The 14247-nt window shown below is 51.1% G+C and carries 17 protein-coding genes; 11 read left to right on the forward strand and 6 right to left on the reverse strand.

Annotation, left to right across the window (positions count from 1 at the left end; all coding sequences use genetic code 11):
* Nucleotides 1-144: 144 nt before the first annotated feature.
* Nucleotides 145-615 (reverse strand): hypothetical protein, encoded by a 471-nt coding sequence (locus tag AC16KF_RS04105; protein ID WP_484036027.1) that lies wholly within the window; start codon nt 613-615, stop codon nt 145-147.
* A 186-nt stretch (nt 616-801) separates the two neighbouring features.
* On the opposite strand from AC16KF_RS04105, the gene AC16KF_RS04110 reads away from it, so the two are divergent.
* From AC16KF_RS04110 to AC16KF_RS04140, 7 genes are all read left to right on the forward strand, one after another.
* A complete protein-coding gene (locus AC16KF_RS04110; RefSeq protein WP_484036028.1) occupies nt 802-1473 on the forward strand; it encodes a dienelactone hydrolase family protein in 672 nt (223 codons plus the stop codon).
* Between the two features lie 165 nt (nt 1474-1638).
* Complete coding sequence (locus tag AC16KF_RS04115; RefSeq protein WP_484036029.1) at nt 1639-3714, forward strand: hypothetical protein; 2076 nt, start codon at nt 1639-1641, stop codon at nt 3712-3714.
* A 51-nt stretch (nt 3715-3765) separates the two neighbouring features.
* Complete coding sequence (locus tag AC16KF_RS04120) at nt 3766-4779, forward strand: hypothetical protein (RefSeq protein WP_484036030.1); 1014 nt, start codon at nt 3766-3768, stop codon at nt 4777-4779.
* A 166-nt stretch (nt 4780-4945) separates the two neighbouring features.
* Nucleotides 4946-5809 (forward strand): hypothetical protein, encoded by an 864-nt coding sequence (locus tag AC16KF_RS04125; protein ID WP_484036031.1) that lies wholly within the window; start codon nt 4946-4948, stop codon nt 5807-5809.
* The gene (locus tag AC16KF_RS04130; protein ID WP_484036032.1) at nt 5739-6326 is read left to right on the forward strand and encodes a hypothetical protein; all 588 of its coding nucleotides are present in this window, start codon (nt 5739-5741) and stop codon (nt 6324-6326) included. The genes AC16KF_RS04125 and AC16KF_RS04130 overlap by 71 nt, the downstream gene beginning before the upstream one ends.
* A gap of 1 nt (nt 6327) precedes the next feature.
* A complete protein-coding gene (locus AC16KF_RS04135) occupies nt 6328-8805 on the forward strand; it encodes an ATP-dependent helicase (protein WP_484036033.1) in 2478 nt (825 codons plus the stop codon).
* A 97-nt stretch (nt 8806-8902) separates the two neighbouring features.
* Nucleotides 8903-9229, forward strand: coding sequence for a hypothetical protein (locus tag AC16KF_RS04140; protein ID WP_484036034.1), 327 nt, complete (start codon nt 8903-8905; stop codon nt 9227-9229).
* Between the two features lie 56 nt (nt 9230-9285).
* On the opposite strand, the gene AC16KF_RS04145 is transcribed toward AC16KF_RS04140, so the two are convergent.
* Nucleotides 9286-9522, reverse strand: coding sequence for a type II toxin-antitoxin system MqsA family antitoxin (locus AC16KF_RS04145; RefSeq protein ID WP_484036035.1), 237 nt, complete (start codon nt 9520-9522; stop codon nt 9286-9288).
* Nucleotides 9519-9842 (reverse strand): DUF4258 domain-containing protein, encoded by a 324-nt coding sequence (locus tag AC16KF_RS04150; protein WP_484036036.1) that lies wholly within the window; start codon nt 9840-9842, stop codon nt 9519-9521. Before AC16KF_RS04150 ends, AC16KF_RS04145 begins: the two co-directional genes overlap by 4 nt.
* A gap of 400 nt (nt 9843-10242) precedes the next feature.
* On the opposite strand from AC16KF_RS04150, the gene AC16KF_RS04155 reads away from it, so the two are divergent.
* The 3 genes from AC16KF_RS04155 (at nt 10243) to AC16KF_RS04165 (ending at nt 12518) form a co-directional block, all read left to right on the forward strand.
* Nucleotides 10243-10479 (forward strand): CsbD family protein, encoded by a 237-nt coding sequence (locus AC16KF_RS04155; protein WP_484036037.1) that lies wholly within the window; start codon nt 10243-10245, stop codon nt 10477-10479.
* Nucleotides 10480-10626: 147 nt separating this feature from the next.
* Nucleotides 10627-11439 (forward strand): hypothetical protein, encoded by an 813-nt coding sequence (locus AC16KF_RS04160; protein WP_484036038.1) that lies wholly within the window; start codon nt 10627-10629, stop codon nt 11437-11439.
* Nucleotides 11440-11690: 251 nt separating this feature from the next.
* Nucleotides 11691-12518: a DUF1186 domain-containing protein gene (locus AC16KF_RS04165; protein ID WP_484036039.1), complete on the forward strand. Its 828-nt coding sequence runs from the start codon at nt 11691-11693 to the stop codon at nt 12516-12518.
* Nucleotides 12519-12679: 161 nt separating this feature from the next.
* Here AC16KF_RS04165 and AC16KF_RS04170 read toward each other — a convergent pair whose 3' ends face one another.
* The 3 genes from AC16KF_RS04170 to AC16KF_RS04180 are packed head-to-tail and all read right to left on the reverse strand — an operon-like array spanning nt 12680 to nt 13366.
* Nucleotides 12680-12907, reverse strand: a complete 228-nt coding sequence (locus tag AC16KF_RS04170; protein WP_484036040.1) for a DUF2283 domain-containing protein — start codon at nt 12905-12907, stop codon at nt 12680-12682.
* Between the two features lie 7 nt (nt 12908-12914).
* On the reverse strand, nt 12915-13148 hold the full coding sequence (locus AC16KF_RS04175) for a type II toxin-antitoxin system HicA family toxin (protein WP_484036041.1): 234 nt from the start codon (nt 13146-13148) through the stop codon (nt 12915-12917).
* The gene (locus AC16KF_RS04180; RefSeq protein ID WP_484036042.1) at nt 13145-13366 is read right to left on the reverse strand and encodes a type II toxin-antitoxin system HicB family antitoxin; all 222 of its coding nucleotides are present in this window, start codon (nt 13364-13366) and stop codon (nt 13145-13147) included. Before AC16KF_RS04180 ends, AC16KF_RS04175 begins: the two co-directional genes overlap by 4 nt.
* A gap of 103 nt (nt 13367-13469) precedes the next feature.
* Here AC16KF_RS04180 and AC16KF_RS04185 point away from each other — a divergent pair, with 103 nt between their 5' ends.
* Nucleotides 13470-14129 (forward strand): MBL fold metallo-hydrolase, encoded by a 660-nt coding sequence (locus tag AC16KF_RS04185; protein WP_484036043.1) that lies wholly within the window; start codon nt 13470-13472, stop codon nt 14127-14129.
* Nucleotides 14130-14247 lie beyond the last annotated feature (118 nt).

The following is a 14247-nucleotide window of genomic DNA, read 5'->3' on the forward strand; positions in this document are numbered from 1 at the left end:
AACAAGATCCTCAAGATTGCTTGTGCTGTCGTCCGCTCGCAACAACCCTACCTTCCCAACTATGTTGCTGTCAATCCCCTGGTTTTTCAAAAAACCTTGACGGCTTCATAGTATTCAGAATGACATGCAGAAAGAAGCGGGGTTTTATCCCTTCGGCAAGATCGAAGTGAGAGTCCGCGTCACGCTCTGCAATGCGACCGCGTGTCCCTTGATCTTGTTCACGTCGCCCGTCTTCAAACCCGATTGCACCTCGGTGATCGTCTTCGATGTGGAGGCTTGATTGTCAATGATCTTTTGCGTAATGGCTTCGAGATTGATGAGCAGTTGCAAAATATTTTTCGGGATGATCGGCAAGCCCTTCGCGATGGGGAGCAAGCCGTCGAGGATGTTGTTGGCGATGCCCGCGTATTTCACCGTGAGCGTGTGAAGCGAGCCGATTGAGTTGGTCAGTTCGAGCGCGATCTCCTGAATGGCGTCGATCATGTTCTTGTGGTCTTGGATCATCTTGCCGATGTCGTTGAGCGAGTCGGTGAGTTTGTCTGAAAACTTCACATACGACACGGGCTTGGCTGGCACAACTCCGACTCTTGCAGTGGGTCTGATGGTGGTTGGCATGGGGATCTCCTTGAGGTTGAATTTTCGCAACTATACTTTAATTTGAAGTTGAACACAACTTTAATTCGGCAGTTGAATTTGGTACACTTAACGGGTGGGAACACGATGTGTTCCGTTCAACGCAGATGGCGGCAGTTTTCCGACTGACGCGCCGGAAACAGAATCCACTTCATAAGGATGAAACTCATGAGCGAATTCGTTCAACTTGGCAAAGCGCGGGGATACCTAACGAAACCGGAGGGCGCGGGACCCTTTCCGGCGTTGGTCGTGATTCAAGAATGGTGGGGGTTAGACGCGCAGACGAAATCCATTGCCGATCGTTTTGCAAAAGAAGGCTATCTCGCTTTCGCGCCCGATCTGTATCATGGCGAAATCGCCGAACTTGGCGACAACGATACAGCCGAGGCGCTCTTGCATAAACATGTGCCGCAGTCTCCCGGCGAACTCGCCTCCGCGTTTGACGCGCTGAAAGCCCGCGCCGATTGCTCGGGGAAGGTTGGAAGCGTCGGCTTTTGTTTCGGCGGACACATGTCGCTTGCGCTCAGCGTCTTGCGCCCGGTGGACGCGGTCTGCACGTTTTACGGCGGCGGAATGCAAATGATTTTCGACGACCTGCGCCGCAGTCTCAAAGCGCCTGCGCTCGGTCTCTTCGGCGACGCCGACGAATCGATCCCGGTGGGCACGATAGAAGAGTTCGATAAACTTCTCGATGAAGTCGGCGTGGAGCATGAGGTGGTCGTATACCCAAATTCGGGACACGCCTTCTTCCGCGATAGCGACCCCAGCGTCTATAAACCCGAAGCCGCGAAAGACGCCTGGGAGCGCGCGAAGAAATTCTTCGCAAAACATTTGAATTGAAACCCCGGTACACAACGAAAGCAAGTTCTCGACGCGGTTGCGCTGTGTCGAGGCTGACGCGCCGATGTACCGGCTGTTCACAGATGATTGCAGACCGCCGACACTCGATAGCCAGTCGGCGGTCTTTTCATTGACAGATTATCGCCCTTATCGTACCCTCGCTTCATGCCGACCCTCAACCTGCTTCAACAGCGGATCATTGATTCGCCCCTCGACTCAAAGCTCTTCGTCAGCGGTCCCGCAGGGACGGGCAAAACCACCGCAGGCGTCGAGCGGATGCGTCACTTGCTTGCGCAGGGCGTGCCTGGCGAATCGATTCTCATGCTCACCCCGCAGAGAAGTTTGCAAGAACCATATCTCGATCTGCTCTACAGCCCCGAACGACGCGCGGGCGGCGATGTGACTCCCGCCACGATCGGCGGTTTGGCGCGACGCACGTGCGATCTGTTCTGGCCCCTCGCGGGCGAAGCGGCAGGATTTGCAAACCCGACTCAACCGCCAGTTTTCCTCACACTCGAAACTGCGCAATATTACATGGCGCATCTCGTCCGCCCGTTGTTGGATGAGGGTTATTTTGAATCGGTGACGATAGACCGCAATCGCTTGTATTCCCAAATTATTGACAACCTCAACAAAGCCGCCGTGATCGGTTTTAGTCACACCGAGATCGGATCAAAACTCGACTTGTCGTATTTCGGCGATCCTGCTCAACGCCGCGTTTATCAAGACGCCCAAGATTGCGCGAATCGCTTCCGCCAATATTGCCTTGACCATAACTTGCTCGATTTTTCCCTCCAACTCGAAGTCTTCGCAAACACGATGTGGAAGCAAGACATTGTGAAAGATTACCTCGTCAGAAATTATCGCCACCTGATCTACGACAACGTGGAAGAGGATGGTCCTCGTGCGCATGAGATCATCGCCGAATGGAGCGCGGACTTCGAGTCCGCCTTACTGATTTACGATGAAGGCGCAGGCTTTCGCTTCTTCCTCGGCGCGGACGTGTACACAGGCTTGCAACTGCGCGAAGTGTGCGATGAACAAATCCAATTGCAAGAAAGTTTTGTGATGTCGGAGGGCGTGGCGGAGTTGAGCGATGGGTTGGTAGAGGCGATTGTTCCGAATCTTGAGTCAAAAGTTGAAGGTCACAGGTCATCTGAATCGCTCTCTATTATTCAAGCACGTTTTTACCCTGAACTGCTCGACGCTGTCGTTAACGAAATCCAGTCTCTAGTCTCTAGTCATCTAATCTCTCCCTCTGAAATCGTAGTCCTCGCTCCCTACCTCTCCGACGCCTTGCGCTTCTCCATCACGCACAGGCTCGAAGCGAAAAACATCCCCTGGCGTTCGCATCGTCCATCGCGCTCGTTGAATGAGGAACCCGCTTCCCACGCGTTGATCACGCTTGCCGCGCTGGCGCATCCGCATTGGAACATCCCCCCGCCAAAATTTGACGTGGCGTATGCGCTGATGCAGTCCATTGACGGACTTGACCTCGTCCGCGCGCAGTTGCTGACGGATATTGTCTATCGTCAACGCGACCTGCGGCTTTCGCCGTTTGAAGAGATCAAATCCGATGTTCAGGAGCGAATCACTTACTCAATTGGCAGTCGCTACTCGACGCTTCGAAATTGGATCGAGGAATATCGCGCGTCGAATGTGTTGCCGCTCGATCATTTCTTCCGCAAGATGTTTGGCGAGGTGCTGTCGCAAGTTGGATTCGGTTATCACCGCAACTTTGACTCGGTCCGCGTGGCGGCGAGTTTGGTTGAGTCGGTGAAGAAGTTTCGTTTGGCTTTAGACCTAACAGGTTTTGAAAACCTGTTAGGTCTCGGAAAAGAATACATCCAAATGCTTCACGATGGCGTGATCGCCGCGTCGTATCTCGAAGGCTGGCAGAATGAAGACAAGGACGCGGTTCTCGTCGCGCCCGCGCACACCTTCTTGATGATGAACCGCCCCGTCACGATTCAGTTCTGGCTCGATGCGGGTTCAAGCGGATGGTACGAGCGACTCGCCCAGCCGCTCACGCATCCGTACGTGTTGAGCCGCGAATGGGGAGAGGGTCGCCAGTGGACGGATGCGGATGATGTGCAATACAGCAAAGAGGCGATGGCGCGCTTGGTGTCGGGATTACTTCACCGTTGCCGCGAACGAGTCTATTTGGGAATCTCCGAATTGGGCGAAAGCGGATTTGAAGGACGCGGCGAATTGTTGCGCGCGTTTCAGAAAGTTTTGTGAAAGGTAGGTGACAGTCACTTCGAAAGCGACTGTCACCTTTAGGATACCTAGATGAATAAAAAATATTTGCTCATGACCATTTCGATTCTTCTGTTGGCTTGCAGTATTACTGGAACCCCGACGATTGTTTCTCCCGTTGAACCAAGCCCGACTTCGATCATCCCGCCGATTGATTCAACTTCTACGCCGCCTCCCTCGACGGGCGGACCGACTCTCGCCAACTGTCCGATGTTCCCCGCGAACAATTACTGGAACGCGCGTGTTGACTCGCTTCCCGTCCACCCGCAATCTGATTCGTGGATCGACAGCATCGGTCGCGGCGAAGGCTTCCACATGGACTTCGGCTCGGGCGAGTGGGACGGCGGTCCGATTGGAATCCCATATAACATCGTAACAGCCTCAGCCGTCCCGAAGTTTGAACCGGAGTTTTATTATCCCAAAGAATCCGACCCGGGACCGTATCCGATCCCGGAGAATCCAAATACCGAATGGGGGAGCGATCATCACATTTTGGTTGTGGATACTGAGACGTGCAGGTTATATGAAACATACGACATGAGTTTCGACGGCGGCTTGTGGAGCGGCGGCTCGGGTGCGATCTGGGATCTGAACTCTAACGCCCTGCGCCCCGACACGTGGACTTCTGCCGACGCGGCAGGCTTGCCGATCTTGCCTGGCTTGGTTCGATATGATGAAATTGTCGCGGGAGAAATTAAGCACGCGTTGCGTTTTACAGTTGAAGATACGGCAGGATACATCTGGCCCGCGCGGCATCAGACATCCGATCCGCAAAACGGAATCCCGCCGATGGGCGCGCGTTTCCGCTTGAAAGCGGATTATGACATTTCAGGTTTCCCGCCTGAGATGCAAATCTTGTTGCAGGCGATGAAAACTTATGGCATTGTATTGGCAGATAACGGCTCGAACTGGTACGTCAGCGGCGCGCCCGATGAACGCTGGGACAATGACATGCTCCATTTGTTAGATGTGTTGACGGGCGATGATTTCGAGGTGGTGGATACGTCTGTGTTGATGGTGGATGAGGATTCAGGAGAAGCGAAATGAGTTCCAAGTTTCAGGTTTCAAGTGTCACGTACCCCCTCTCCCTGTGGGAGAGGGTTGGGGTGAGGGAGAAATCCCACCGTGCGGGCAACGGGATGTGCGCCATCATGCCCTGAATGAGTATAAAGTGCTATAAATGACGGTTCAGAGAAAAATCGAGGAGAATGATATGGGTAGTAGATTTCCACCAAGTACGAATCAAAAAAGGTCGCAAAGAAACCTACTCAGGGCATTGTTTACCCATGCTGATTTAAGAAAACGACTTTTTGCAACATTAGCACTTGTAATATTATTTAGATTTTTACTAAACGTTCCTTTACCCGGAATAACGATTACCTCCAATGAGGCGTACGAGAATCTTGGTTCTGGAAATAACCTATATTTATTAGTAGAGTTTATTGGTATGTTATCTGGCGGGTCATTACTTACGCTTTCTGTCCTAGCATTGGGTTTATTTCCTTACAATGCATCCAGTGCTTTGTTGACATTATTAATGCCGCTTCTTCCGTCTTTTCAACGAGAGGTTAAAGAAAATCCTTGGACAGCAAGCCGTATATTTACTCGCTGGAATCTATTTTTAGCCATTCCAATTGCAATTTTAGAATCTTTCTTTTTGTTCTTCCTTATTTCTCCTAATTGCCAAGGAAAGTTTTTCATACTTGAAAACTCAGGAACACAGTCTAGTATCATACTAACTGTGACAACCATATCAATACTTGTAGCGGGTTCATTCTTCGCGGTGTGGATTTCGGAATTAATTAGCCATTACGGTATCAAAGGGCAGGGAAATGCTATTCTGGTAACCAGTAACATTATTGCTGGATTTTCTAGTGAGATCATCAAGCTGGTGAATTCGCAACTCCATGTGGGACCCATTAGTTTTTACTTTGTTCTACTTCTCGGAAGTATATTAATAGTTATTTATCTGTTGTTAGGTCGCCGTAATATACCTGTAGTGTATTTTGAAAAAAAAACAAGAGTTTGTTGGGCTAAGAAGAGGAGTGAAATTTCCGACACCATCTCTACCTCTTAGGTTGACACTAGGACAAGATGGGCTTGTTGGTGGTCATTTGCTTATTGCACTTACTGTATTCTATATGCCTTTGCTTACATGCTCACGCATAAGTTGGTTGAACAATATTGCTTATAAGGCAATCTCGTTTTTCCATGAAAACAATTTGCTATTGGGATTAATTACTTTCTTGGTTGTTGCAATGTTTACTTACTACTATGCCGATGTAGCCTTTAAAAATCAAAATTATGGAGAAGGCCTACGAAAGATGAGAGGCCAAATACCAACGATTAGTTCAAATGCCGTCGCGGGGCGTTATCTTCATGCTGTTAATAAGCGTATCACTTTTGCTCCAGCGGTTTTGTTAGCAACATTGGCAATTGCTCCCTGGCTTTTTGGGATTATAACAAGTGTTTCCATATCTTTCCTAGATGGAGAGAAGCTGATCATAATTGTTTCTACAATAGTGGCATCTTATTCTTTTATTGAGGCAGACTTACAGTTACATAGTTATCAAGAAAGTTTAATTGTAGGCTAATATGCTCTTTACCCCTCGTCCCTCCCAACAACAAATCCTCCTCTACGATGGCGGAAGGCTTGGCATTGCCGCTGTCCCTGGCGCGGGGAAGACGCACATTCTCTCGGCGTTGGCGGCGAAGATTATTCAAAGCGGCACGCTTCAAGATGAACAAGAAGTGCTGATTGTTACACTGGTAAATTCAGCGGTGGACAATTTCAAGAATCGTCTCGAAAGTTTTTTTGATAACAAACTTGCATCATTATACAAATATCGCGTGCGCACATTGCATGGGCTGGCGCATGACATTGTCCGCGAGAAGCCTGCGAGCGTGGGGCTCGAAAATCGTTTCAGCATCATTGACGAGCGTGAGGCGGGTTTCATCCGCCGCGAGTCGGTCAATGCGTGGCTGGCGAATCACTCACTGGATGAATACCTCGACCCCGCGCTTGATCAATCGAAAACGGATTGGGTCAAACGTCAGCAACTACCTGATCTTTTGGATTCCCTCGCCTTAGCATTTATCCGCTCCTCGAAAGATCGCCTCATCACTCCCGAAAGCCTGCGTACCAAACTCGACTCTTCTCCCACGCCTCTGCCTCTCGCCGAACTCGGCTGGAGCATCTACGCGGACTACCAACGCGCCCTCGTCTATCGCGGCGCAGTGGATTTCGACGATTTAATTCGTCTCGCGTTGACCTTGCTCGAAAACGACGAAGAGTATCTCGCGCGTCTTCAATATCGCTATCCGTTTATTTTGGAGGATGAAGCGCAGGATTCGAGTCGGACGCAGGAGAGGATACTTTCACTATTAAGTGGCGGCTTCCTCCCTGAGCGGAGCCGTAGCGATAGCGGAGGCGCAGACGAAGGGCATATTGTTGGCGACCTCGCGCTTCGACTGCGCTCCTCGGAGAACACTCGTCGCTCCGCTCAGCGCGGAGAGTTGGAAGGGAATTGGGTCCGCGTCGGCGACCCGAACCAAGCCATCTTTGAGACGTTTACAACTGCCTCGCCTGAACTTTTGCGCGCGTTCATTCAGAACAACCCAAGTGTAGACATGCCCGAGTCGGGACGGTCACAGCCGTCTATTTTGGCGTTGGCGAATCATCTCATTGACTGGGTGATGGAGTCGCATCCCATCCCTGAAGCGCGGACGGCGTTGTCGGTGCCGCATATTGTCCCTGTGCCTGAGGATGACCCGCAACAGAATCCGCCCGACGACCCTGAGGCGATCAAGTTCATCAGCAAGAAATACACGCCCGACGAAGAGCTCGAAGCGGTGGTCAAATCGGTGAAGGGATATGTTGACTCGATCTGGGATTTCCCCGATGACGATAAGCCGACGATTGCGATCCTTGTCCCGCGCAACCAACGCGGCGTGGATGTGGTCAATGCGTTGCGGCAAAAGGGAATCGAGCCGATAGAGTTAATTTCAAGCACATCCGAAACACGCGCGGCGGCGGGGTCGTTGAGTTATTTGTTGGCGTATTTGGCTGATCCGAGTTCTGCGAAGAAGTTGTCGAAGGCGTATGAGGTGTGGAGGAGAGACTGGCGTGAAGGCATGTCGTTGCGAGCGCAAGTTGCGAAGCAATCTCCTGAAGATGAGGAGAATGCTGAAAACGAGGGGGTTGCTTCGACGGAAGAGCATCGTCTCGCAACGACATCTGGTGGCGAGGAGATTGCTTCGTCGCAACAAACACTCCTCGCAATGACATCGACTCTTCTGCGCAAGATGGTTGATGTGGAAAACTTCGTCGCGCCGCAAAATGCCGACGACTGGCTGTCAGCCGTAAGGGCGAATGAAGCGGAGCAAGTCATCCAAGAGTTAAACGCGTTCCGAGTCGTCATCCAGAGATGGTTGAGCGCGGTGACGCTTCCGATCGATCAGTTGGTGTTGACGCTGGCGCAGGATGTGTTCAGCGAGGCGTCGGATCTGGCGCTGGCGCATAAACTCGCGCTGGTGTTGCGGAGCGCGGCGGACGATCACGCGGATTGGCGACTGCCTGAGTTGACGGCGGAACTGGCGGTGATCGCGAAGAATGAACGGCGCTTCATCGGGTTCTCGTCGGACGATTCGGGCTTTGACCCCGAACGCCATCGCGGACGGGTGGTGGTGACGACGATGCACAAGGCGAAGGGACTGGAGTGGGACCGCGTCTATTTGATGTCGGTCAATAATTATGACTTCCCATCGGCGATGCCAAATGACCGTTTTATTTCAGAGCGTTGGTTCGTGCGGAGCGGGTTGGACTTGACGGCGGAGGCGTTGGCGCAGTTGAGCGCGTTAGAGTCGCGGGGCGAATACGACTGGTACGAAGAAGGCGCGGCGACGATGCGCTCGCGGCTGGATTACGTGAAGGAACGCCTGCGCCTGTTGTATGTGGGCATCACGCGCGCGAAGCGGGAGTTGATCGTCACGTGGAATTCAGGTCGGCAGGGGGATGCGACGCCGTCCCTGGGGTTGAGTGAGTTGATGGGGTGGCGGGAGGGGAAAGGATGAAGTCGGAAGGATGAAGGATGAATTGGCACCCCGAGTCGAATTCATTCGACTTTTATGAACTGAGGAAGGACTTCAGTCCGCCGATTCGGAAGAAACCATGAAAAAATTTTTAGGCACGTGGAATATCATCGAAATGGACGAGTGGGATGCAATGTACCTGCACATGGAAACGCAAGCCTATATCAGGGTGGATCGAAAAGGCTATGGCGAATTTCATTTTGGGCTTGTCCAAGCGAGCATTCACGGAGAAATGGAAGAGTTCGGCGGCGAAAAACGGTTCTCTTTCACATTTGAGGGAAACGATGAGGGTGAATTATTGTCTGGTGACGGCTGGCTTAAAGTGATTGACGAAAATTTGTTACAAGGGTTTATCCGATTCCATTCTGGAGATAGTTCGTTGCTCAAAGCAGAGCGAAGGAAATGAAAAATGGATTCGAAGAACAAAAAAACTCGGAGAATTCGTCTCCGAGTTTTGGTTTCTTACGCGGGCATATAGGCGGTCACTTCCACTTGTCTGTGACGTTTGCGCGCGTCATTGACGGTTATTTCAAGGCGCTCGGCGGTTTCGTCGGCGATCCAGTCTGTGCCGCATTGTTCACAAACGAGGGCTGGCACATTGCGGACAACAACCACCCCGAAGCCGAGATCAACAGTGAACGTGGTTGTGCCTTTTACTTTTGACCCACCACAAATGGGACAGGTATTTTTGGCGCTCATGGTTTCCTCCGAGTTCGATAGTCCGATTCAAATATATCCAGACTGGGTTCGTAGGCGGTGATGACGGCAACTTCTCCGTCAGGTTCGAGGGACAAGACAACATGAATGGGGCGTTTCTTATCCCAGCCAAACATCAACACGGTCGGCTTTGGGCGGTCGGCAGAATAATCCTCGATGACTTCGCCGTTCGATGCGATGTCCAAAACGATAGCGCGACTCAAATCGCGTTCCAGCATCCGCTCGAGGGCGTGTCTGCGCCAGATAATCTTTCGCTGGAGAATTGATTTACGAAGTTGGGCAATATCGAATATCTCAGACACAATTTGATTTTACCAGATGGTGGTGATTGAATCAGTGTGTTGGTTTGACCTCACCCAGATAAACACGATTTTTGCCATGTCAGCTTGCCTCTCTCCCTTGGGAGAGGGCGTTGAGTTGACTTCTTTTCTGGCTGATGATGTTGTTGAGTTTCCAAGGAAAAGTTTTGTTTGAGGATGTCTGGGCTTCTCTCTTGGGGAGACTCCGCGATGGGCGTTTTCAATTCTGCAATTCACCCCCGAAATTATTGAATCTCATTCATCTTGTAGTACAATCAGCATTGAAAGAGTTTGACAATTTTGTTCCTGTCTGTGCCATGGGGAAGGGATGGTCATCAAGAAACGAAATCTCGAAAACTCCAAACTGAGTCCGCTTTATTTTTTACTCTCTATGGAGACCCGCATGCGCAATCCGAAAACAAAATTCGACCTGCAATGGAAAGTGTTCCGCAGTCGTTCCACTGAATGGTGGAGTCTGCTAGCTGAGCATGACCTGAAAAAAATTGACAAGGCAGACGACAAGCAGAATCGATTCGTCACCCTGCTTCAAGTCAAATATGGGTATACCCGTCAGCAAGCGCAGGAGGAGATCAACAACCGCTGGATGGCGTTTTACATGGCGAGAAAAGTCGCTGGGTAATAACTTACGGCTAAAATAAAATGAAAGCGGTCTCGGATGCGCATCCGAGACCGCTTTATGTTTCTACTGGTAGAGGAAGTTGGGCTATATCATCAAGTGGTCTGGAAAATTTGGCTTGCCAATTGAAAATGCCGTTATACTTCGGTCATGGAAAAAGCGGAACTTGCGATTGCCGCTAAGAAACTTGCCCGCCTAGGTGCGGACTTTCAAGTAACCGTTATCACCGATAGGGATGATGAAATTACGCTCGGCAATTCCGCACAGAAAGCAGGGACATGGTCGCTCGCTGAATTAGATAAACTGCACGCCTCGATTTCCTTGCTGGCGAATGCGTTTGGCGGAAGCGAAAATCTCCTCAACAATGTAGGAAACGTCACCGTGAAAAAAGGAAGCATCGGCTCGCACGGCGGGGAAGCCTTGCATGGACAAGTCACGTTTTCCAACACCGGTTCATTCACCTCATGGACAGTCGTCCACGAATTTGCTCACATCTGGGATGAGCGCAGCGGCTGGGAGTTATCCCGTCAACTCGAACGATATACCGGCGGGCACACCTCTCGATTTTTCTCGTGGGCGAAAAAGTTTTTCAGGCTTGCCGATCTAAACGGCTTCGTCAAAGCGGAGGAACCCGGCAAACGCGGACGCAAACCCGGCTGCAACGCGCGCGGCTACTTCTACGGCGACAAACCCAGCGGCTCGAACTGGGCATTCAACCGCGTGGAAGATTTCGCCGAGTCGGTGGCAATGTACGTTGGCTGGGGAAACGACAACCCCTTGCGCGAACAGGCACACGCAAGAATCTCCCGCTACGAACTCGCGGACGGTGAGATTGATCCGTACTTTCGGATGAAGGATAACTGGGCAGAGTACAAGAAGTACTTTTATCCCGAAGGCGGGGATTACTCGAAGACGAAGAGGTGGATGTTTGTGGAGGAGAAGGTGAAGATGGAAGGGTTGTAAATTTTCTTGATGAGTTTATTCTTGCCCATCCTGTATCATTCTCTGTATTCGAGGTGTGAAATCTAGAAGTCTCAATAACAGATGTTACGCAGTTAAAGTCAGTTTAGTTTTTGCAATGCGACATTCATGTCGCTCTTGTGCAAGAACGACTGGGAAAGCGACACGCTTCGCGGTCTCGCATTATGACCTCTAGTGCGTAAGGCGAGTCAATAAAAAATTAATGTATTGCAACAATATCCGATGGAAAAGCCATGACAAACTCCTATACCCAACCGGTCTCGGAACTTCTAAAACTTGGGAGGCCAGAACGCCCCTGGCTTGATTATTCAACTTTGGGTTTCACTCACGAAGATATTCCAGAGTTGCTTCGACTTGTCAAAGATAACAATCTCCGCTATCTCGACCTGCCTGAAGACTTTCCTGAAGATGAAGATTTGCCAGACTGGTACGGGCAAATTCACGCCTGGCGCGCGTTGGCTCAACTCAAAGTTGAAGAAGCGATTCCCGCCGTGCTTGGAATCCTCCGCCAAATTGACGAAGACGATGACGATTGGTTAACCTCCGATGCGCGTCTCGTCTTTGGTACGTTGGGTCCGGTCGCTATCGAACCATTGAAGAGATTTCTGGCGGATGAGAATAACCCCATGTATGCTCGCGTGGAAGCAAGCATGTCGCTAGTCGAAATCGGGAACCGCTACCCCGAAGAACGCGTGCGCTGTATTCAAGGCATTACGGTGGTTCTTGAGAAATACGAAACCAACGACGAAGAGTTTAATGGCTTCCTCGTCAGCAGGTTGATCGACGCGAAGGCAGTAGAGCAAATCGAATTAATCAAGGGGGCGTTTGAAGCAAACGCGGTGGATGAATTTATCAACGGTGACGTGGAGGATGTTCAGATTGAGCTAGGCTTGCTCGAAAAACGGATCACGCCTGAGCGGCCATTGCGTTTTGGCAATTTTCCTTTGGCGGCCGATGTGCGTGTCGAGATGGCGTCTAAATCGCGTCAGACGGAACATAAACAAAAAAACAAGCGCAAACAGGAAAAGAAATCGCGCAAGAAAAATCGCAAGCGAAGATGATACCCATCCCGACCTGACTTTAACCAGCCTCTCTCTTCATCGAAATCACCTGGTACGGACATTCTTGTTTCCGCCTCACCGAGCGCAACACGGGAATGGCGACTTCAGAAGACGTGTAAAATTGAAAAACGTCCGACGAATTTTCGTCGGACGTTTTGTTTCTACACTTTCGCGCCTGCGATGTGCAAGTCGGCAAGGGGCAGGGAAGTTGTCTCCAGCCGTGAGAGGTCAACAATCTTGCTGGCGCGGTCAATGTCAATGCCGACGATATTGCCTTGCGCGTCAAAATCCACCACAACGCCCGGGGCGACTTCTTGTGAATCGGAACTGGTCTTTGCGGAAAGATCGATGTAAAGCGAATCGGTTTCAGGGTAGTAGTTGAATTTCATATTCAACCTAAAGTTCTTCAAGTAATTCCACAAACTCATCAGGAGAAACGGAGACTTCCCGCAGTATCTCGCGCATAAGTGGCCGAGCAATATCCCTGTGTCCATGATTGGGGAGCGTGGTAGTTCTGCCGTCAGTGTGGCGATAGAAAACGTGACTCCCCTTCTGGCGCACAGCAGCAAACCCAAGCCGACGGAGGATTTTGTCCATCGTCTTGAAATTTGCCATTGGCAGTTTGCTCATACGGCAACTTCTACCTGCTGCGTACCAACGAAATGAAAAGTTGCATCGGCAAGTTCCGGGTTTTCTTCAAGGCACAATTCCAATACTTCCTGTAAATTGCGCTGTAATTCATCCAGAGTCTCGGCTTGGGTGTGCGCGCCCGGCACGTTGGGTATGATGCCTACATATAATTTGCTATCATCGTCGTACTCCACAAAAGCGGTAAATGTTTTTTTCATTGTTGCTCCTGTTGCCAAAAGAATTATACCATTTGGAAATCCAACGATTATTCTCCCAGCCCTGCGGCTTGCATTATAATTCCCCCTCGGAGACCTCTCATACATGGAAATCACCTGGTACGGACATTCTTGTTTCCGCCTCACCGAGCGCAACTATGCGACGGTGGTGACGGATCCATTCGACAACAAATCCATCGGCTATTCGGCGCTCAAACTCAAATCGGATATCGTCACGGTCAGCCACGACGCGCCCGGTCACAACAACGTGGACGCGGTCAAAGGCGCGTCGCATGTCATTGATGGCGCGGGCGAATTCGAGATCGGCGGCGTCTTCGTCACCGGCGTGTCAACCGACGGCGGCGGGGCTGGCAAGAAGAAGGGCAAAGGCTCGCCCAACAACACCATCTACGTTTTCGATTACGATGGCATCACCGTCGCGCATCTCGGCGACCTCAAGCAAACGCCGACTCAATCCGAGATCGAATCGCTTGGCACGATCAACGTCGCGCTCGTCCCCGTCGGCGGGGGAGGCGGACTCAACGCGGCGAAAGCGGCGGAGGTCATCAGCCTCATCGAGCCGAATCTTGTTATCCCGATGCACTATTCCACTCCGGCAGTCAAACTCTCGCTTGACTCGCTCAGCAAGTTTGTCAAAGAGATGGGACTGTCGAAGCCGGAGACCCAGCCGTCCCTGAAGGTGACGCGCTCCGCTCTCCCCAGCGAAACCCACGTCGTCGTGTTGGAATATCAGGCGAGTCAATAAAGCCATGTCATTCTGAATACTATGAAGCCGTCAAGGTTTTTTGAAAAACCAGGGGATTGACAGCAACATAGTTGGGAAGGTAGGGTTGTTGCGAGCGGACGACAGCACAAGCAATCTT

Source organism: Candidatus Defluviilinea gracilis (genome assembly GCF_057138825.1).

Excerpts from the sequence above, each read along its gene's own strand:
- AC16KF_RS04165 (WP_484036039.1), top strand. The coding sequence starts at position 11,691 with ATGACAAACTCCTATACCCAACCGGTCTCGGAACTTCTAAAACTTGGG.
- AC16KF_RS04115 (WP_484036029.1), top strand. The coding sequence starts at position 1,639 with ATGCCGACCCTCAACCTGCTTCAACAGCGGATCATTGATTCGCCCCTC.
- AC16KF_RS04140 (WP_484036034.1), top strand. The coding sequence starts at position 8,903 with ATGAAAAAATTTTTAGGCACGTGGAATATCATCGAAATGGACGAGTGG.
- AC16KF_RS04145 (WP_484036035.1), bottom strand. The coding sequence starts at position 9,522 with ATGAGCGCCAAAAATACCTGTCCCATTTGTGGTGGGTCAAAAGTAAAA.
- AC16KF_RS04155 (WP_484036037.1), top strand. The coding sequence starts at position 10,243 with ATGCGCAATCCGAAAACAAAATTCGACCTGCAATGGAAAGTGTTCCGC.
- AC16KF_RS04170 (WP_484036040.1), bottom strand. The coding sequence starts at position 12,907 with ATGAAATTCAACTACTACCCTGAAACCGATTCGCTTTACATCGATCTT.
- AC16KF_RS04120 (WP_484036030.1), top strand. The coding sequence starts at position 3,766 with ATGAATAAAAAATATTTGCTCATGACCATTTCGATTCTTCTGTTGGCT.
- AC16KF_RS04180 (WP_484036042.1), bottom strand. The coding sequence starts at position 13,366 with ATGAAAAAAACATTTACCGCTTTTGTGGAGTACGACGATGATAGCAAA.
- AC16KF_RS04105 (WP_484036027.1), bottom strand. The coding sequence starts at position 615 with ATGCCAACCACCATCAGACCCACTGCAAGAGTCGGAGTTGTGCCAGCC.
- AC16KF_RS04110 (WP_484036028.1), top strand. The coding sequence starts at position 802 with ATGAGCGAATTCGTTCAACTTGGCAAAGCGCGGGGATACCTAACGAAA.
- AC16KF_RS04135 (WP_484036033.1), top strand. The coding sequence starts at position 6,328 with ATGCTCTTTACCCCTCGTCCCTCCCAACAACAAATCCTCCTCTACGAT.
- AC16KF_RS04185 (WP_484036043.1), top strand. The coding sequence starts at position 13,470 with ATGGAAATCACCTGGTACGGACATTCTTGTTTCCGCCTCACCGAGCGC.
- AC16KF_RS04175 (WP_484036041.1), bottom strand. The coding sequence starts at position 13,148 with ATGAGCAAACTGCCAATGGCAAATTTCAAGACGATGGACAAAATCCTC.
- AC16KF_RS04125 (WP_484036031.1), top strand. The coding sequence starts at position 4,946 with ATGGGTAGTAGATTTCCACCAAGTACGAATCAAAAAAGGTCGCAAAGA.
- AC16KF_RS04160 (WP_484036038.1), top strand. The coding sequence starts at position 10,627 with ATGGAAAAAGCGGAACTTGCGATTGCCGCTAAGAAACTTGCCCGCCTA.